We start from the raw sequence: 18,716 nt of genomic DNA on the forward strand, positions 1-18,716 counted from the left end.
TCACACCCCCAGCTCGACGTAGAGGTGGTCGAGACCGACGTACGAGAGGTTCGGCCCCCAGACGACCGCCTCGTCCGCCAGCCGCGCGTCCGGGAAGCGGGCGGCGAACCGGCGCAGCAGGACGGCCGCCTCCAGCCGGGCCAGGGGCGCGCCCACGCAGTAGTGCGGCCCGAAGCCGAAGACGAGGTGCTGGTCGCCGGTGACCGGACAGGCCCCGCCCCGGGCCTCGTCCAGCAGGCCCTCCCCGGTGAGGCTGACGAGGACGAGGTCGCCCGCGCGCATCGACTCCCCGGCGAGCTCCTGGTCGTACGCCACGACCCGGCCCAGATGCCGCAGCGGCGGCCGGCGTTGCAGGACCCGCTCGACGAACTCCTCCGCCGCGCCGGGCCGTTGCTCGCGCACCGCGTCCCACACGGCGGGCTCGCCGAGGACGTCCATGACGGTCGAGGCGAGCAGCGAGGAGGTCGTCTCCAGTCCGCCGAAGAGGTTCATCGCCCAGGTGGCGGTGGTGCGCGCCCGGTCCTCGGGGGTCTCCTGCGGGAAGGACTTGGGGGCGGTGGCGCGGGAGAGCGCCTCGGTCATCTCCACCATCGTGCGGTGCGCCTCGGCCGCGTGGTCCCGGCGGTACATCGCCCCGATGAACAGCGACAGGGTGCGCGCCCAGCGGTGCAGTGTCCCGGGCGGTTCGGCGACGCCGACGACGTGCGCCATCACCGTGCCGGATATCCCGTCGGCGACGGCCGGGACGATGTCGTACGGCGGGCTCGCGGCGAGCGCGTCCAGGCACGCGTCGGTGATCTCCTCGACGCGCGGGGCGAGGGAGCGGACGTAGGAGGCGGACATCACGCGCTGCACGGGGCGGCGCAGCGCGGTGTGCTCGGGGGCGTCGGTCTGCACGAACCACAGCCGCAGGAACTCGGTGAGTTCGCGGTACTCCTCGCGGGCGGCCTCGGTCATGTAGAGCTGGAAGGAGCGCTCGAACGTCCCGGATGTGAAGCCGGGGTGGTTGAGGACCTGCCGGGCGAGCCGCGGATCGGCGACCACCCAGCATTCGAGGCCCTCGTCCCACGCGAGCGGGGGTGTGCCGTTCACGCGCCGCCGGCCTCCTTCTCGACGAGTGCCCTGAGGCCCGCCGGGGTCGGCGAGAGCAGGAAGTCGCGCAGCCGGACGGTCGTGCCGAGGTGTTCCTTGACCTTGCGCATGAGGCGGACGGCGCCGAGGGAGTTGCCGCCCACCATGAAGAAGTCGGTGTCGGCGTCGACGGCCCCGGCCTCGGTGTTCTCCGTGACCTCGGCGAACAGCTCCGCGATGCGCGCGGTCAGGGCGGCTCCCGGGTCCGCGGCCTCCCGCCTGGCCTGTCCGGCGGGGACGGCGGTGGCGGCGAGGGCGCGCCGGTCGACCTTGCCGTTGGCGGTGACGGGGAGCCCGTCCACGAGTGTCCACAGGGTGGGGACCATGTAGGCGGGCAGCGTCCGCTGGAGCAGGGAGCGCAGGTCGGTGGCGGCGAGGGCGGCGCCCGGCACCGGGACCACCGCCGCGACCAGCCGCTTCTCGGCGCTGTCCCCGTCGGTGACCAGGACGACGGCGTCCTGCACGGCGGGATGCCCGCTCAGCACGTCGGCGATCGCGCTCAGCTCGACCCGGTAGCCGCGCAGTTTGACCTGGTCGTCGGCGCGGCCGAGGAACGTCAGCCGGCCCCGGGAGTCGAGGCGTACGACGTCGCCGGTGCGGTAGAGCCGCTCGGGCAGGTCGGGGGAGAACTCCCCGAAGGAGCGGGCCGTCTCGTCCGGGTCGCCGAGGTAGCCGTCGGCGAGGCCCGCGCCCGCCGCGTACAGCTCGCCGACCGCGCCGGGCGGCAGCAGCCTGCGGCGGGCGTCGAGGAGGTACACGCGCGTGCCGGGCACGGGCCGGCCGATGGGCAGCGGGCCGTCGATCTCGTCGGGTGAGGAGACCGAGTGGGTGGTGGTGAAGGTGGTGTTCTCGGTGGGGCCGTAGCCGTTGGTGACGACGAGACCGGGGTGGCGGGCGAGCACCCGGGCGGTGTGCTCGTGCGGGACGACGTCTCCGCCGGTCAGCAGCTGCTTGAGTCCGCCGAGCGAGTCCGGGGCGAACTCCTCCACCAGCCGGAACAGCCCCGCGGTCAGCCAGGCGACGGTGACCTCGCGCTCCCGCAGGAACGCGCCGAGCTCGGTGGGCGAGACGAGGCCCGCCGGGTGCACCTCCAGGGCCGTGCCGGTGAGCAGGGCTCCCCACACCTCCAGGGTGGACGCGTCGAAGGCCAGCGGTGACAGCCGCAGCATCCGCTCGCCCGGCCCGAGCCGTACGAACCCGGCCTCGTGCACCAGCCGGATCACGGCCCGGTGCGGTACGGCGACGCCCTTGGGCTCGCCGGTGGACCCGGAGGTGAAGGCGACGTAGGCGAGCCGGGAGGGGTCCTCGGGGGCCGGTTCCAGCGGGTCGGGCGTGGGCTCCCAGGTGGGCTCCCAGACCGCGACCGGCGCGGTGCCGAGCGTGCGGAAGCGGGCGGCCGCCTCCCCGTCGGCGGGCCCGACCAGCGCGGCCGTCGGCTCGGCGCGGGTCACGATCCTCGCCAGATGGGCGTCGGTGGCGCTCTGCTCGACGCCGACATAGGCGGCGCCCGCCCACAGCACGCCCAGCACGGCGACGGCCTCGGCGACGGAGCGCTCGACGCCGATCAGCACGCGGTCACCGGGGCGGACCCCGGCGGCCCGCAGCAGCCGCGCCTGTTCCCTGGCGGCGTCGGCCAGTTGCGCGTAGGTCAGGGTCGCCGACTCGTCGCGTACGGCGACGGCGTCCGGGGTGCGGGCGGCGGCCGCGCGGAACAGCGCGTCGAGGGAGGTGTCGGGGAACTCGGTGCGGGTGTCGTTGAGTTCGGCGAGCCGGGCGTCGCCGTCGGCGGAGATGCAGCGCACGTCCTCCAGACGGTCCGCGTCACCGCTCGCGAGTTCCTCGACGCCGGCCAGGAAGTCGCTGACGAAGGCGCGGGTCTCGGCCTCGGTCCACACGGCGGTTGCGTACTCGACATGGCCTGCGTAGGCCGGGTCGGAGTGCCCGATGAGCATGGTCAGGTCGAACTGGGAGCCGCCGCCGTGGCCCTCCTCGACGCGCAGCCGGGCGGTGCCCGCGTCGAGGGTCTGCGGGACGAGCTGGTCGTGCATGCCGAAGCAGACCTGGACCAGCGGATGGCAGCCGAGGCTGCGTTCCACGCCGAGCCGGGAGACCAGTTCCTCGAAGGGGAGGTCGCCCGCGTCGATGCTGCGGCCGAGCGAGGTGTGCACGGAGCGCAGGTAGGCGGCGGGACTCGCGTCGTCGTCGAGGTCGACGCGGACGGGGACGAGGTTGCCCGAGACGGCGATCAGGCGCTCCAGTTCGGCGCTCTGCCGGCCGAGCAGCGGCACTCCGACGAGCAGGCTGCGGGCGCCGGTGCGGCGGCCGAGGGCGAGTCCGAAGGCGCCGAGCAGGAAGGCGTACGGGGTGACGCCGAGGGCGCGGGCGCGGGCGGTGACGGCGGCGGACAGGGCCGGTCCGAGGTCGAGGCCGGTGCGGGCGCCGTCCGCGTCCTGGAGGGCGGGGCGCTGCCGGTCGGCGGGCAGTTCCAGGGTGGTGGGCACCCCGTCGAGGTGCCCCTTCCAGAAGTCGGCCTGGGTGTCCCACACGCCGTGGGCGCGCAGGGTTTCCTGACGGTCCGTCAGAAGCCGTACGGGCGGCGCCTGGTCGGCCTGCGGCTCGGGCCCGGTGCCGGTGAGCGCGGCGTGCCGGGCGAACACCTCGCGCAGCAGCAGCCCGACCGCCCAGCCGTCGAGCACCATGTGGTGCGCGGCGAGCACGACCGCGTCACGGCCCTCGGGGTGCGAGAGGTGCAGCAGCCGCCAGGCGGGCGCGGCCGACAGGTCGAACGGACGGCGGCCCTGCTCGGCGCCCTCGCGGCGTACGAACTCCGTGAACTCCTCGGCCGGCCCCTCGTGCGTGATCTCCGTCAGCTGGGGTGTGTACGCGGCCAGTACCTCGCGTACGACGTCGTCCTCGCCGTCGCCCTCGCTCTCCCGGAAGACCGTGCGCAGGCCCTCGTGGCGGGCGGCGGTCTCGGCGAGCGCCTTGGTGAGGGCGCCGCGGTCGATGCGGCCGCCGTCCTCGGTGTGGGCGGTGAAGACGAGGTTGTACGGCGAGCCGCCCGCCACCCGCTCGATGAGCCACATGCCGCGCTGGGCGGGTGACAGGGCTCCGTCGTCGTCCCTGCGCGTGGTTTCCCCGGCGGTCTCGGCGGGTGGTGCGACCCGCGCCCCGGCGAGCACCTCGGCGAGCGGCCGCCCGCCGAGGAGGTCGAGCACGGGGATGCGCAGGCCGAGCCGCTCCTGGGCCTGCGCGGCCAGGCGCATGGCCCGCAGCGAGTCACCGCCGAGGGAGAGGAACGTCTCCGTGGCGAAGGTCGCCGGGTCCACCCCGCCGCCGAGGACGGAGACGGCCAGCGCTTCGCGGGTCGGCGTCATCAGAGGGCCTCGGCGGGCTTCGCGAGGAGGTCGGCCTGGCCGCTGACGGTGGCGGAGCGGAACAGGTCGATGGTGCGCAGGGTCCGCCCGGAGGCCTGGCTGAGGCGCTCCACCAGGACCACGAGGAGCAGCGAGTCGCCGCCGGACTCGAAGAAGCTGATGTCGTCGTCGGGGTCGTCGGCGGTGTCCTCGAGGCCGAGGACCTCCCGCCACACGGACCGCACGAGGTCGAGCCGCTCCTCGGGGTCGTCCAGGTCGATGGTCCGGGCGGGCTGTTCCAGCACGGGTTCCTCCGGTGAGGTGGCAAGGTCCGCGGCGCTGCGCCGCAGATCCGTCAGGAAGGCGGACACGGCGGAGTGGTCGGTGACGTCCGTCGGGTGGTCGAGGGAGAGCTCCAGTTGACGGCCTTCGGCGGTGTCCGCGATCCGGACGAACGCCGCGAGGTCGTACTTGACGTAGAGGGGGTCGAGCGGACGCAGCCGGCCGGTGACGCCGGGGGCGAGCACGGGGGTGTGGGGTGCGTCGTCGAGGTTGAGCAGGACCGGGGTGAGGGGCGGCCAGATCCGGGTGCGGTCGGGGTTGAGCCGTGCGGCGAGCGCGTCCAGCGGCACGTCGGCGTCCATGAAGGCCTCCATGGCGGCGATCCGGGCGTTGCCCAGCAGTTCCCGCCAGCCGGTGTCCGGCTCCAGGGAGATCCGCAGCACCACGGTGGTGATGAACATGCCGATGACGTCCCCGGCGTCCGGGTGGTCGCGGCCCGGCCAGGCGAAGGCGATGAGGAAGTCGCGCTGACCGCTGCCGCGGGCGAGGGTGCCGGCGAGCAGGGCGACGCCCAGCATGAACGTCGTACAGCCCTCCTCGGCGGCGACCGCCAGGGCCTTGGCGGTGCGGTCGGCGTCGAGCCGGGTGGTGACGGTGGCGCCGAGCGGGGCGGCCTCCAGGTCGTCGCCGGCGCCGCGCTCGAAGGGCAGGGCCACGTCGACGGGGGCGCCCTTCAGCCGTTCGACGACCTCGTCGACCTGGGCGGCGATCTCCTCGGGCGTGCGCGCGTCGACGACGGAGGCGGGGTGCGGCGGGTCGCTCAGCTCCGGGGTGGTGCCGGCGAGCCGGGCCCGGTAGACGGTGAAGATCTCCTCGAGGAGCATCGTGCGCGACAGTCCGTCGACCACGATGTGGTGCGAGACGAGGACCAGCAGGGTGCGCCGGGCGTCGAGCCGTACGACGACGGCCCGGGCGGGGGCGTCCACGGCCAGGTCGAACGGGGTGCCGCACAGCTTCCGTACGTACGCGTCGACCTCGGCGCCGGTGAGCCCCTCGGCCTCGGCGTCGCGCAGGAGGGCCTCGCCGGGCTCGCCGTCGGTGCTGTACTCGACCCGGCGTCCCTTCAGGTCGAAGCGGAAGCGGGCCCGTAAGGAGGGATGGCGGGCGAGGGTGAGGCGGGCGGCCTCGACGAGCTGTCCGTGGTCCACCTCGCCGGTGAACTCCACGACGGACGGGACGAGCTGGGTGGGTCTCTGCAGTTCGTCGCGGTCGAGGACCCACAGGCCCTGCTGCATGCGGGTGGCCGGGTACCAAACGGACAACACGAGAGATTCCCCCGAAACTCAGGTGAACAATGGAACCGCTTGCTGGGGTGACGAATAACACGCGGTAAAACGGTGCGCGAACAAATGGAAAGCAAAAAGGCGTTTCCATCAAGGCACGACGGCGAGCGCCGGTGAATGGCTGAATTACCGTAGGCAGCCCACGATGAACATGTCAAGGCTTTCCTTGGCGGGCGTGTTCCTGACCCGTCGCACCCCGCCGGACCTGGCGATCGACCGGCCGATCGACGTCCATCACATGGTTTTTGGCCAGGTGGCGAAAAATCAATTCAAGCCTCAACGTGTCCAATTCATTGCGCTCGTGCGAACACCGTCAACAGATCGTCAAATAATTAAGCTTCACCCCACACCTGTCGTGTACGTTGTCTCGCGGCATCCTCACCGGACGAAAGGACGACCCCTTGAAAGTCCATGACGCCGCCCTACCCGACGCAGCGATTTCCGGATGCCCCGTGCACCAGGGGGCGACGGCCGATCTCGTCGACCCTTGGCTGTACAGCGGAGGCGACGCACACGCCGTATGGCGGTGGATGCGGGCCCAGGAGACCCTGACCCGCCAGGAGGTCGACGAGCGGCGCGGGTTCTGGAACATCGTCGGGTTCCACGACGCCGAACGCGTCCTGCGCGACACCGAGACCTTCACCTCGGAACGCGGCACCATGCTCGATCTGCTCGGCACCGACGACCCGGCCGGCGGCAAACAGCTCGCCGTCACCGACCCGCCGCGCCACACCGAGATGCAGACCCGGCTGAAGAAGGCCCTCGCCGTCAAGGCCGTCGAGCGGCAGAAGGACATGATCAGACCCCTGGTCGTGGACCTGATCGCCCCGCTCGGCGACGGCGGCACCTTCGACTTCGCCGAGGCCATGCTGGCCATGCCGATGTCCGTGACCGGCACCATGATGGGCCTGCCCCAGGCGGACTGGTCCTGGCTCAGCCGGCTGACGACCATCTGCATCGCCGCCGACGACCCCGAGTACCAGGACCCCGGCGGCAAGGCGGCCACCCTGGAGCGCGCCCACCGCGACCTGTTCGCCTACTTCCAGGACCTGATGCGCTTCCGTCGGCAGAACCTCGGCGACGACCTGCTCAGCGTGCTGATCTCCACCGAGTTCGAGGGCCGCCACATGGACCCCGGCGAGATCGTCGCGAACTGCTACAGCCTGCTGCTCGGCGCGAACGTCACCACCCCGCACTCCCCCAACTACGTGATGGCGGAGTTCATCGAACGGGGCGTCCTCGAGGACTGGGCCGCGCACCCCGAGCTCACCACCACCGCCACCGAGGAGGCCCTGCGCTGGGCCTCGCCCGTCAACCACTTCCTGCGGTACGCCACCCGCGATGTCGAGGTCAGGAACACCCGGGTCAGGGCGGGTGACGCGGTGGTCGTCTGGCTCGGCTCCGCCAACCGTGACGACGCCGTCTTCCCCGAAGCGTCGACCTTCGACATCCGGCGCAAGCCCAACAAGCACATCGCCTTCGGCATCGGCCCGCACTACTGCATCGGCCACAGCGTCGCCCGGGTCACCCTGCGCATCCTCTTCGAGGAACTCCTCACCCGCTTCGAGGACTTCCGCCCCGCCGGCAAGCCCGAACGCCTCGCCTCCAACTTCGTCTCCGGCTGGAAACACGTACCGATCACGGCCCGGCGCCGGGCGGGCGGGGGCGGTACGGAGTGACGGGGGCCGCCGGGGGCGCCGTGAGTGCGCTCGATACGCCCTGGTTGCGGCGCTTTCATCCCGGCCGGGCGGGGGCGGTGCGGCTGTTCGTGTTTCCGCACGCCGGTGGCAACGCCTCCTTCTTCCACCCCTTCTCCGCGCGGCTCGCGCCGCGGGCCGAGGTGCTGGTCGTGCAGTACCCGGGGCGCCAGGAGCGGTTCCACGAGCCCTGCGTCGAGGACCTGCACGAACTGGCCGACGCCGTCGCCGCCGAGCTCACCGGATGGGCCCAGGAGCCGTACGCCCTGTTCGGGCACAGCATGGGCGCCACCCTCGCGTTCGAGGTGGGCAGCCGGCTCCACGCCGCCGGGGCGGGGCCGAGGGCCCTGTTCGTGTCCGGGCGGCGCGCGCCCTCCGTGCCCGCGCCCGGCTCCGTGCACCTGGCGAGCGACGAGAAGCTGATCGCCGACATGAAGCTCCTCGGCGGCACCGACAGCCGGATGCTGGAGAACCCCGAACTGCTCGCGGCGATCCTGCCCGCGGTGCGCAGCGACTACGTCGCCACGGAGACGTACCGCTACCGGGGCGCGCCCCCGCTGGACTGCCCCGTCACCGCGTTCATCGGGGACGTCGATCCGCGCGTGGACGCCCCCATGGCCCGCGCCTGGGCCACCCATACGACCGACGCGTTCACCCTCCACGAGTTCGGCGGCGGCCACTTCTTCCTGGTGCCGCATCTCGACGCCGTCGTGGAGACCGTCGCGCACACACTCGCAGGCGACCGGAAAGCGTTCACTCGGAATCCATGATTCCGGCCGCCGCCGAAAGTTTCGCCGCATCCGAATCCCCGAAGAGGACTCTCATGAAATACCGCGTCATCGGCAGCGACCCGGCCACCCGCCGCGAGGTGAGTGTCCTGAGCCTCGGCTCCATGCTCTTCGGCACGGTGACCGACGAAGCGACGTCCTTCGCCATTCTCGACCGTTTCGTCGAGGCGGGCGGCACCTTCATCGACACCTCCAACAACTACGCGTTCTGGGTCGAGGGCACCCAGGGCGGCGAGAGCGAGGAACTGCTCGGCCGCTGGATCCGCAGCCGCGGAATCGGCGACGAGATCACCATCGCCACCAAACTCGGCGCCCGCCCGAACGCCCCGTCGAGCGGTTTCAGCCTCGATGTCGAGGGACTTTCGGCCAAAACCATCCGGGAATCCGCCGAGCGCAGCAGGGAGCGCCTCGGGATCGAGCGCATCCACCTGCTGTACGCGCACATCATGGACGAGAAGACGCCCCTGGAGGAGACCGTCCAGGGCTTCGGCGAGGTCGTCGCCGACGGCGTCGCCGGCCTGCTCGGCGCGAGCAACCACTGGGCCTGGCGCGTCGAGGCCGCCCGCAACCTCGCCAAGGCGGCCGGTCTGCCCGGTTACGAGGTGCTCCAGCACCACCACAGCTACCTCCGCCAGCGCGCCGACATCCCGAGCCTGCGCTCGCCCGACGGCAACCAGGGCCTGGTCAGCGCGGACCTGCTCAGCTACGTGCGCGCCCACCCCTCCCTCACCCAGGTCGCCTACTCCCCGCTGCTGTCCGGGGCCTACGTCCGCGACGACAAGCCGCTCGGCCCGGGCTTCGACCACGCCGGCACCCAGCCCCGCCTCCAGGCGGTGCGGGAGGTGGCCGAGGAGACCGGCGCGAGCGTCAACCAGGTCGTCCTGTCCTGGCTGCTCGGCGGCGACATCCCGATCCTGCCCCTGGTCGGCGCCTCCTCGATCGAACAGCTGAACGACAGCCTGGCGGCGGTCGACCTGGACCTGACGACGGAGCAGCGGGCGAAGCTGGACGGCGTGAACTGACCGAGCTGACGGGCCTCTCCCGATTGACGGTCGCCGTCAATCGGGAGGGGGGTTGTCAGTGGCCGGGTGCACCATGAGGGCATGAGCGTCTGCATCGACATCACGGGGCTGCGGCCGGAGCGGGTCGCCGTCGTGCCCTCGCCCCTGGCCGAGCTCGGCATGGCCCTGCACGCGCTCTCCGAGCCCGGCCACCACCCCGGTCTGCAGGGCTGGGTCACCGGCGTCACCGCCCGTCTGGACCCGTATCTGGCCGACCGGATGTGCGAGGCCGACTTCCTGTGGCGGACGACGTTCTCCGACCTCTTCCTGCCGTACGCCGGTCTCCCGGGCCGCGACACCCTGCCCGGCGCCACCCTCGCCGAGGAACTGGACCTCCTCGACAAACTCACGGACGAGCAGTTCGTGAACGCCGCGACGGAGTTCATGTGCACCCCGGGGTACGACGCGCCGGGCCTCGACGTCCTCGCCGACCCCGCCCAGCACCGCCGCGCCCTGGACCTGGCCGCCTCGCGCGGCCCCCGGCAGGTGCACTTCACCCGGCGGCTGCTCGACGACCCGCCCGCCGTGCGCGCCTGGCTGCGCCAGTTCCTCCAGGACTGCCAGGAGGCGTTCTTCGCGGACGTCTGGGCCCGGGTCAGCCTCCCGCTCGCCGCCGACGCCCGCCACAAGACGGACCTGCTGCGCCGCAGGGGCCTGGCGGAGGCGCTCGCCTCGGTCTCCTCCGCCGTGTCGCTGGACGAGGACTCCGCGCAGATCTCCGTGGACAAGATGGCCCACGGCCGCACCACCACGGCCGACGGCGGGCTCCTCCTCGTCCCGACGAGCCTCGGCTGGCCGCACCTGATGGTCCTGCACCGCTACGGCTGGCAGCCGGTCCTGCACTACCCGGTCGGCTCCCCCGAGCTGGCCTCGCCGCCCTCGGTGGAGCAACTGACCCTCCGCATCACCGCGCTCTCGCACCCCGTCCGGATGCGGATCAGCCGGCTGCTGGCCCGCAGCGCCTACACCACGAGCGAGATCGCCCAGTCCCTGGGCATGACGGCCCCCGAGATATCCCGCCATCTCGGCGTCCTCAAGAAGGCCTCCCTCATCACCACCCGCCGCCGCGGCCGGTACGTCCTGCACCAACTGGACGTGACGGTGGTGGCCCGGCTGGGCAGCGACTTCCTGGAGGGCCTGCTGCGCTGACGGCCGGCCCCGGCCCGCGTCAGCCGTGTCCGCCGGCCCGCACCAGCCCCGTCTCGTAGGCCAGCACCACCACCTGCACCCGGTCCCGCAGCCCCAGCTTGGTCAGGATGCGGCCGACATGGGTCTTGACGGTGGCCTCGGACAGCACCAGCCGGGCCGCGATCTCCCCGTTGGACAGCCCCTGCGCGACCAGCACCATCACCTCGCGCTCCCGTTCGGTGAGCCGCTCCAGCTCCTTGTGCTGGGGCTGGTTGCCGGCGCTCGGCAGCATCGGCGCGAACCGGTCGAGGAGCCGACGGGTGGTGGAGGGCGCGACCACCGCGTCCCCGCTGTGCACGGAGCGGATCGCGGCGAGGAGTTCCCCGGGCGGCACGTCCTTCAGCATGAAGCCGGAGGCGCCCGCCTTCAGTCCGGAGAACGCGTACTCGTCGAGGTCGAAGGTGGTCAGGATCAGCACCTTCGGCGGCTCGGGCTCGGCGCAGATCCGCCGGGTGGCCTCCACCCCGTCCAGCTTCGGCATGCGGACGTCCATCAGGACGACGTCGACGGCCGTCGAGCGCACCACCTGCAGGGCCTCGACGCCGTCGCCCGCCTCCGCCACGACCTCCATGTCCGGCTGGGCGGCGAGCACCATCCGGAACCCGGTGCGCAGCAGCACCTGGTCGTCGACGAGCATCACGCGGATCGTCATCGGGTCCTCTTCCGTGTCTCTTTCGGGGCTTCTGAACAGGGGGCGTGACAGGTGTCAACGAGGGGCGTGCGTCGGCGTCAATGCGCCGGTTTGAGCGGGAGCAGGGCGCTGATGCGGAATCCTCCGCCCGGACGCGGGCCCGCGTCCAGCGTGCCGCCGACCATCCCCACCCGCTCCCGCATACCGATCAGGCCGTGGCCCTGCCCGTCGGCGCCGCCCTCCTCGTACAGCTCGTGCGGGGCGCCCTTGCCGTCGTCCTCGACGAGCAGTCCGAGACCGTCGTCGAAGTACACCAGCCGAACGCTCGCCCCCGTGTTCGGTCCGCCGTGCTTGCGCGTGTTCGTCAGCGCCTCCTGCACGATCCGGTACGCGGTGAGCTCGACGCCGCTCGGCAGCGGCCGCGGGGTGCCCTCGATCTTGAAGTCGACCGGCAGGCCCGAGCCGCGGCACTGCTGCACGAGGTCCTCGATCTGCTCCACGTCCGGCTGCGGAACGTACTCGCCGCCCTCCTGGTGCTCCCCGGTACGCAGCACCCCCAGCAGGCGGCGCATCTCGGCGAGCGCCTGCCGGCCGGTGGAGGAGATCGTCTCCAGGGCCTTCTTCGCCTGGTCGGGCGCGGCGTCGAGGACGTACGCGGCGCCGTCGGCCTGGACCACCATCACCGACACGTTGTGCGCGACGACGTCGTGCAGCTCCCGGGCGATCCGGGCGCGCTCGGCGGCGACCGCGACCTTGGCCTGCGCCTCGCGCTCCTTCTCCAGGCGGGCGTTGCGCTCCTCCAGCTCCGCGAAGTACGCGCGCCGGGTGCGGATCGAGTCGCCGAGCACCCAGGCCAGGGCGAACGGCACGGTCTGGAAGACGATGACCGCGACCTGGCCCGGCACGCTCGCGTGCGGGTGCGGCCAGCGCAGCTGCGCCAGGGTGGCCGCGCCCAGGGCCATGACCAGGGCGAGCCGGGAGGACCAGCGGGCACCGGTGGCGGCGACCGTGTAGACGATCACCAGCAGGGCGAAGTCGGCGGCCGTGACCCCGACGTTCAGCACGAGCTGGGCCAGGCCGAGCACGGCGGCCAGAACCAGCATCTTCTCGGGCATGAGCCGACGCAGCGCGATGACCAGGCACAGCAGGAAGACGACCGGCACGAGCAGCGCCGTGGAGTCGGTGCCGCCCCGGTCCTGACCCGCGGTTCCGGCAGCCGCGGTGATCCCGAACAGGACGACGGCCCAGAAGCCGTCCACCCCGGTCGGGTGTCTGCGGAGGAAGTCATAGAGGCGCTGCACGTAACCCAGCGTAGGGAAGCGCCGCGCGTGCGGGGGTCAGCCGAAGGGCCGATCCGCTCCCGGCGCGCATACTCCGCAAGGTGGAGGCTGTGATCACCTGTACGCCTAGTCTGACCGGATGACGTACGAAGTGAGCGGCTCCGGCGCCTCGGGCGGCTGCGGCGAACCACGGGGGTGGCGGGCGGCGGCCGAGGCCGCGCTGTACGGCACGGCCGGCTTCTACCGCCGCCCCGAGGGCCCCGCGGGCCACTTCCGTACGTCCGTGCACGCCTCGCCCCTCTTCGCCCGGGCCGTCGCCCGGCTGCTGTGCCGGGTCGACGAGGCGCTGGGCCGGCCCGAGCGGCTCGACTTCGTCGACATGGCCGCCGGCCGGGGCGAACTCGTCACCGGCGTGCTCGCCGCGCTCCCCGCCGAGGTGGCGGCCCGCACGCGCGCGTACGCCGTCGAGTTCGCCGACCGCCCGCGCGGACTCGACGCCCGGATCGAGTGGCGGGCGGAGCTCCCGAACGACGTCACCGGCCTGCTGTTCGCCAACGAGTGGCTCGACAACGTGCCCGTGGAGGTGGCCGAGGTGGACTCCGCGGGCGTGCCCCGGCTGGTCCTCGTACGACCGGACGGCACCGAGCGGCTCGGGGAGCCGGTGTCCGGCGCGGAGGCGGAGTGGCTGGCGCGCTGGTGGCCGCTGCCGGACGAGCCGGGGCTGCGGGCGGAGATCGGGCTGCCCCGGGACACGGCCTGGGCGTCCGCCGTCGCGTCCCTCGCGCGCGGGCTCGCGGTGGCCGTGGACTACGCCCACACGGCGGCCGCCCGCCCCCCGTTCGGCACGCTCACCGGCTTCCGCGAGGGCCGCGAGACGGCACCGGTGCCGGACGGCTCGTGCGACATCACGGCGCACGTGGCCCTGGACGCGTGCGCCCTGCCCGGCGGGCGCCTGCTCACCCAGCGGGCCGCCCTGCGCGCCCTGGGCGTCGAGGGCGCGCGCCCCCCGCTCGCCCTCGCGTCCACGGACCCCGCCGCCTACGTCCGCGCCCTCGCGTCCGCCGGGGAGGCCGCCGAACTCACCGCGCCGGGCGGACTCGGCGACTTCGGCTGGCTGCTCCAGCCGGTCGCAATTGCCGACCCGCTCCTGTGAGCAGGACGTGTGAGCCCTACTTGTCGATGTCCCCGACCACGAAGAACATCGACCCCAGGATGGCCACCATGTCCGCGACCAGGGTGCCGGGCAGCAGCTCGGTGAGGGCCTGGATGTTGTTGTAGGAGGCCGAGCGCAGCTTCAGGCGGTACGGCGTCTTCTCGCCCTTGCTGACGAGGTAGTAGCCGTTGATGCCGAGGGGGTTCTCGGTCCACGCGTACGTGTGTCCCTCGGGCGCCTTGAGGACCTTGGGCAGCCGCTGGTTGATCGGGCCGGGCGGCAGCTCGGCGAGCCGGTCCAGGCAGGCGTCCGCGAGGTCGAGCGCGTTGTGGGTCTGCGCGAGCAGGCACTCGAAGCGGGCGAGACAGTCGCCCTCGTCGCGCGTCACGACCTTCAGGACGTCCTGGAGCTCCCCGTAGGCGAGATACGGCTCGTCGCGACGCAGGTCGAAGTCGACGCCCGAGGCGCGCGCGATCGGCCCGCTCACGCCGTACGCGTGCACGGCCTCCGGCGAGAGCACGCCCACCGCGCGCGTGCGCCCCCGGAAGATCTCGTTGCCGAGGACGAGGTCGTCGAAGACGTCCATGCGGGAGCGGACGGCGGCGACGGCGCCCCGCGCGCGGGACGTCCAGCCGGCCGGCAGGTCCTCCTTGAGGCCGCCGACCCGGTTGAACATGTAGTGCATCCGCCCGCCGGAGACCTCCTCCATGACGTTCTGCAGCACCTCGCGCTCACGGAACGCGTAGAAGACCGGCGTGATGCCGCCCAGCTCCAGCGGGTACGAGCCCAGGAACATCAGGTGGTTCAGCACCCGGTTCAGCTCGGCGAGCAGGGTGCGCGTCCACACCGCGCGTCCGGGGACCTCCATGCCGAGCATCCGCTCCACCGCGAGGACCACGCCCAGCTCGTTCGAGAACGCCGACAGCCAGTCGTGGCGGTTGGCCAGCATGACGATCTGGCGGTAGTCGCGCGCCTCGAACAGCTTCTCGGCGCCGCGGTGCATATAGCCGATCACCGGCTCGGCGTGCCGGATGCGCTCGCCGTCCAGCACCAGCTTCAGCCGCAGCACACCGTGCGTGGAGGGATGCTGGGGGCCGATGTTGAGCACCATGTCGGTGCTCTCCGCGGCGCCGCCGATCCCGACCGTGGTCTCCGTCGTAGGAGTCATGGCACCCAGTCTCCCCTACGTACGCTGGCGGTATGGAGACGGGGAGCCCAGGGGGCGCCAGGACGACCGAGGCCGGACCGCAGACGACCGGGGCCGGTCCGCAGTGGACCGGGCTGCCGCCGGGGCTGCTGCGGATGCGACGGCTGCTGCTGTCGGTGTGGCTCGGGCTCGCGGCCGTCGCCGTGGGGCTGGTGCTCGGCCTGTGCGTCGGCCCGGCGTGGGCCGCGTTCGCGCTGCTGCCGCTCGCCGGCATCGGCTGGGGCTGGGTGCTCCTCGGCCGCAACTGGCGGTCCTGGCGGTACACCGAGCGCGCCGACGACCTGCTGATCAGCAGGGGTGTGCTGTGGCGTGAGGAGACCGTCGTACCGTACGGGCGCATGCAACTCGTCGAGGTGACCTCCGGGCCCGTCGAACGGCACTTCGGGCTCGCCAGCGTCCAGCTCCACACCGCGGCCGCCGCCACCGACGCGACCATCCCCGGTCTCGACCCGGCCGAGGCGGAACGGCTGCGCGACCGGCTCACCGAGCTCGGCGAGGCCCGATCGGCGGGCCTGTGACGGCCCCGGGCGTCGAGGACGGCGTCCCCGGGACGGCGGACCTCACCGGGGCGACCGCGCGCCCGGCGGTGGCCGAGCAGCGGCTGCACCCCGTCACCCCGTTCCGGCGCGCCTGGGCCCCGGTCGCGGTGCTCGTCGGCTGGGCGGTGCACGACCCCCACCAGGCGCAGGAGCAGCTCACCCGGCTGACCACGACGACCCTGCTGATCGCCCTCGCCGTCCTCGTCCCGGCGTCGGCCGCGTACGGCTTCCTGAGCTGGTGGTTCACCCACTTCGCGGTGACCGACGGCGAACTGCGCATCCGCACCGGCCTGTTGTTCCGGCGCACCGCGCACATCCGTCTCGAACGCATCCAGGCGATCGACGTCACCCAGCCGCTGCTGGCCCGCATCGCGGGCGTGGCGAAACTGCGGCTCGACGTCGTGGGCGCCGAGAAGAAGGACGAACTCGCCTTCCTGGGCGAGGACCAGGCACGCGCGTTGCGGGCCGAACTGCTCGCGCGGGCGGCCGGTTTCGCCCCCGGGACGGCGCACGAGGTGGGCGAGGCGCCGGCGCGCGAACTGCTGCGCGTACCGGCGCGCGAACTGGTGATCGCGCTGGTGCTGACCGGCTCCGCCTGGGGTGCCGTCGCCGCCGCCCTGGTCGTCCCGCCCGTCCTGTGGCTGGTCACCCACAGCGTGGTGACGGTCCTCGCGACCGGTCTGCCGCTGCTCGGCGCCGCGGGCGCGCGCAGCGCCGGGCGGTTCGTCGGCGAGTACGACTGGACGGTCGCCGAGTCCCCGGACGGACTGCGCATCGACCGGGGGCTGCTGGACCGGACGCACGAGACGGTGCCGCCGGGGCGGGTGCAGACGGTGCGGATCGTGCAGCCGCCGCTGTGGCGGCGCCGCGACTGGGTGCGCGTCGAGCTGGACGTGGCGGGCTCGGCGAACTCCGTGCTCGTGCCGGTCGCCCCGCGCGCGGTCGCGGAGGCCGTCGTCGCGCGCGTGCTGCCCGGGGTGACCGTCCCGGCGGCGGCCGGGCTCGCCCGCCCGCCGCGCCGGGCCGGGTGGTGTCTGCCGCTGTGGTGGCGGGGCCACGGCATCGCCGTCACCGACGCGGTGTTCGCCACCCGGCGCGGACTGCTCCACCGCCGCCTGGAGCTCGTGCCCCACGCCAAGGTCCAGAGCGTACGGCTGACGCAGGGCCCCTGGCAGCGCCTGTGGCACCTCGCCGCGGTCCATGTGGACACGGGGGCCGACAAGACCGTCACGGCCCGTCTGAGGGACGCTCAGGAGGCCGCCGAACTGCTCCGCTCGCAGGCCGAGCGCTCCCGCACCGGCCGCCGCGACGCCCGGCCCGATCGCTGGATGGCGTGACGGCTGGACGGCATGACGGCTGGACGGGGTGACGGGGTGACGGGGTGACGGCTGGATGGCGTGACCGCACGGCCGGCCGGAACGCCGAAGGGCCGTGCGGCTGCCGTCCGGTGGACGACGGCCGCACGGCCCTCGGGGTGACCGCCGGTCAGGACACCGCGCTGCGCAGTCCCTGGAGGTCGATCACCTCGGTCTCGTCGTGCGCGGTCAGGTCGATCACCTGGCCGACCCCGCGCGCCTCCTCGCCGGCCGGCTTGAACTCCGCCTCCGCCTCGGCCTTGTGCAGCGCGAGCGCCTCCTGCCCGACGACGTCGGCGAGGTCCTCGTTCTGCACCGCGGCCAGGGCGTGGGGCGCCGCGCTCTTCGTACCGAAGAAGTCGAAGCCGCCCTCGACCGCGGGACGCCGTACCGGCTGGGCGGCGGGTACGACGGCCACGGCGGTCGGCACGGTGAAGTGCCCGGAGGGCCGCTGCACGGGACCGGCGGGCCGCGGGACGAGCGCGGAACCGGAACCGGCACGTTCGGACGCGGCCGACGAGGCGGTGGCACGCTCGGGGACGGCGGGAGCCTTCTCCGAGACGACGGCAGCCTTCTCGGAGGCGGCGGGGGCCTTCTCGGAGACGACCGGAGCCTCCTCGGAGGCGGCGGGAGCCTTCTCGGGAACGGCGGGTGCCTTCCCGGAGACGACCGGAGCCTTCCCTGCGCCGGCGGGAGCCTTCCCGGTGCCGTTCCCCGGCGGTTCCGGAGTGGGCTCCTGCGTCCGGCTCTCGTCGGTCTCTTCGGCCGTGAGGGGGGCGGCCGCGCGCGCGTGCTCGCCGGCCGCCTCGGGCTGCCCCTCGGCCTCGTCCTCCTGGGCAGCCTCCTCGTCGGCACCGGCCTTCCCGGACGGAACCTTCGCGGGCTCCTCCTCGCCGGAGTCGTCGCCGTCGGCGACGGGGACCGGCGCGGCGTCCGGGTCGAGCTTCACCAGCGCCTTCCGCGCCCGCGCGTACAGCTCCGAGCCCTCCGGGGAGAAGGCCGCCGGGGCCTTGGTCTCCTCGTCGGCCGTGTCGGCGGCATCGGCGGTTTCGGCACCCTCGGCGGTCTCGACGGCCTTCGTGTCGGGGTCCGTCTCGCGCTCCTCCGGCACGCGCGCGGCAGGCAGCGCGTGCGGCTCCGGATCGGCCGTGGTCTCTATCTCGAGCAGCCGGCGGCCCTCCAGGGCGCTCGCCCGCTCGGTCTCGGCGGTGGCGTAGCGGCGCAGCAGGGCGGCGTGCTCGTTGCGCAGGCCGGCCAGTTCGGTGCGCTTGGCCCGCAGGCGCTGCTCCAGCTTGCCGCGCAGTTCACGCGATTCGTCGAGGTCGGTCTCCAGCTCGGCGACCCGTTCCTCGAAGCGCCACTCGTCGCTCGCACGCGCGCGCGTGAGGTCGGCGACCTGTTTGCCGGCGTGCATGTCCCAGCGCCGCAGGACGGCTGCCCCGACGACCGCGGTGGCCGCGGCGACGGCGGCGACGACACGGAGCACGGCGGGGTCCGAGAACACCCAGGGACCGAAGGCGCAGATGAGGGAGACGCCTGCGATCGCCGAGGGAGGCAACAGCCTGTGCAGTGGCGGGGAATGGCGGTGACGTCCACGTGGCATGGCCAGAAACTTACCGCGCGTAGGCGAATGTTGGCGCCCCGCCCCGTAAAAACACAGCCATACCGAAGCCTTCACAGGCCGCGGAAGGACGCGGAAATCAAG

At 73.1% G+C, this 18,716-nt stretch carries 14 protein-coding genes; 7 read left to right on the plus strand and 7 right to left on the minus strand.

From position 1 onward, the window contains the following. The 3 genes from OG852_RS21210 to OG852_RS21220 are packed head-to-tail and all read right to left on the minus strand — an operon-like array spanning position 1 to position 6,094. Positions 1-1,092: a cytochrome P450 gene (locus OG852_RS21210; RefSeq protein WP_330348682.1), complete on the minus strand. Its 1,092-nt coding sequence runs from the start codon at positions 1,090-1,092 to the stop codon at positions 1-3. Beyond that, a complete protein-coding gene (locus OG852_RS21215) occupies positions 1,089-4,508 on the minus strand; it encodes a non-ribosomal peptide synthetase (RefSeq protein WP_330348683.1) in 3,420 nt (1,139 codons plus the stop codon). Before OG852_RS21215 ends, OG852_RS21210 begins: the two co-directional genes overlap by 4 nt. After that, positions 4,508-6,094, minus strand: coding sequence for a condensation domain-containing protein (locus OG852_RS21220; RefSeq protein WP_330348684.1), 1,587 nt, complete (start codon positions 6,092-6,094; stop codon positions 4,508-4,510). The genes OG852_RS21215 and OG852_RS21220 overlap by 1 nt, the downstream gene beginning before the upstream one ends. A 470-nt stretch (positions 6,095-6,564) precedes the next feature. Here OG852_RS21220 and OG852_RS21225 point away from each other — a divergent pair, with 470 nt between their 5' ends. From OG852_RS21225 to OG852_RS21240, 4 genes are all read left to right on the plus strand, one after another. Then, a complete protein-coding gene (locus OG852_RS21225) occupies positions 6,565-7,791 on the plus strand; it encodes a cytochrome P450 (RefSeq protein WP_330348685.1) in 1,227 nt (408 codons plus the stop codon). 20 nt (positions 7,792-7,811) lie between these two features. Further along, positions 7,812-8,579 (plus strand): thioesterase II family protein, encoded by a 768-nt coding sequence (locus OG852_RS21230; protein WP_330348686.1) that lies wholly within the window; start codon positions 7,812-7,814, stop codon positions 8,577-8,579. Positions 8,580-8,632: 53 nt separating this feature from the next. After that, positions 8,633-9,619: an aldo/keto reductase gene (locus OG852_RS21235; RefSeq protein WP_330348687.1), complete on the plus strand. Its 987-nt coding sequence runs from the start codon at positions 8,633-8,635 to the stop codon at positions 9,617-9,619. An 81-nt stretch (positions 9,620-9,700) separates the two neighbouring features. After that, a complete protein-coding gene (locus tag OG852_RS21240) occupies positions 9,701-10,807 on the plus strand; it encodes a DUF5937 family protein (protein WP_133910523.1) in 1,107 nt (368 codons plus the stop codon). 19 nt (positions 10,808-10,826) lie between these two features. On the opposite strand, the gene OG852_RS21245 is transcribed toward OG852_RS21240, so the two are convergent. Together OG852_RS21245 and OG852_RS21250 are read right to left on the minus strand one after the other, a co-directional pair. Then, on the minus strand, positions 10,827-11,498 hold the full coding sequence (locus OG852_RS21245; RefSeq protein WP_133910524.1) for a response regulator: 672 nt from the start codon (positions 11,496-11,498) through the stop codon (positions 10,827-10,829). Between the two features lie 77 nt (positions 11,499-11,575). After that, entirely contained in the window at positions 11,576-12,778 is a 1,203-nt protein-coding gene (locus OG852_RS21250) for a sensor histidine kinase (RefSeq protein ID WP_133910525.1), read from the minus strand. A 118-nt stretch (positions 12,779-12,896) separates the two neighbouring features. Between OG852_RS21250 and OG852_RS21255 the strand changes: the two genes are divergently transcribed. Next, a complete protein-coding gene (locus OG852_RS21255) occupies positions 12,897-13,910 on the plus strand; it encodes an SAM-dependent methyltransferase (RefSeq protein WP_330348688.1) in 1,014 nt (337 codons plus the stop codon). Positions 13,911-13,926: 16 nt separating this feature from the next. Here OG852_RS21255 and OG852_RS21260 read toward each other — a convergent pair whose 3' ends face one another. Then, positions 13,927-15,078: an NADH-quinone oxidoreductase subunit D gene (locus OG852_RS21260; RefSeq protein WP_133910527.1), complete on the minus strand. Its 1,152-nt coding sequence runs from the start codon at positions 15,076-15,078 to the stop codon at positions 13,927-13,929. 32 nt (positions 15,079-15,110) lie between these two features. Between OG852_RS21260 and OG852_RS21265 the strand changes: the two genes are divergently transcribed. Together OG852_RS21265 and OG852_RS21270 are read left to right on the plus strand one after the other, a co-directional pair. Further along, positions 15,111-15,635 carry a PH domain-containing protein gene (locus OG852_RS21265; RefSeq protein WP_133910528.1) on the plus strand — a complete coding sequence of 175 codons (525 nt, stop codon included), beginning with the start codon at positions 15,111-15,113 and terminating at the stop codon, positions 15,633-15,635. Then, entirely contained in the window at positions 15,632-16,993 is a 1,362-nt protein-coding gene (locus OG852_RS21270; protein ID WP_443064547.1) for a PH domain-containing protein, read from the plus strand. Before OG852_RS21265 ends, OG852_RS21270 begins: the two co-directional genes overlap by 4 nt. A 148-nt stretch (positions 16,994-17,141) precedes the next feature. On the opposite strand, the gene OG852_RS21275 is transcribed toward OG852_RS21270, so the two are convergent. Then, positions 17,142-18,614 carry a hypothetical protein gene (locus tag OG852_RS21275; RefSeq protein WP_330348689.1) on the minus strand — a complete coding sequence of 491 codons (1,473 nt, stop codon included), beginning with the start codon at positions 18,612-18,614 and terminating at the stop codon, positions 17,142-17,144. Positions 18,615-18,716 lie beyond the last annotated feature (102 nt).

Origin of the sequence: Streptomyces sp. NBC_00582, assembly GCF_036345155.1 — a bacterium.
Classification (GTDB): domain Bacteria; phylum Actinomycetota; class Actinomycetes; order Streptomycetales; family Streptomycetaceae; genus Streptomyces.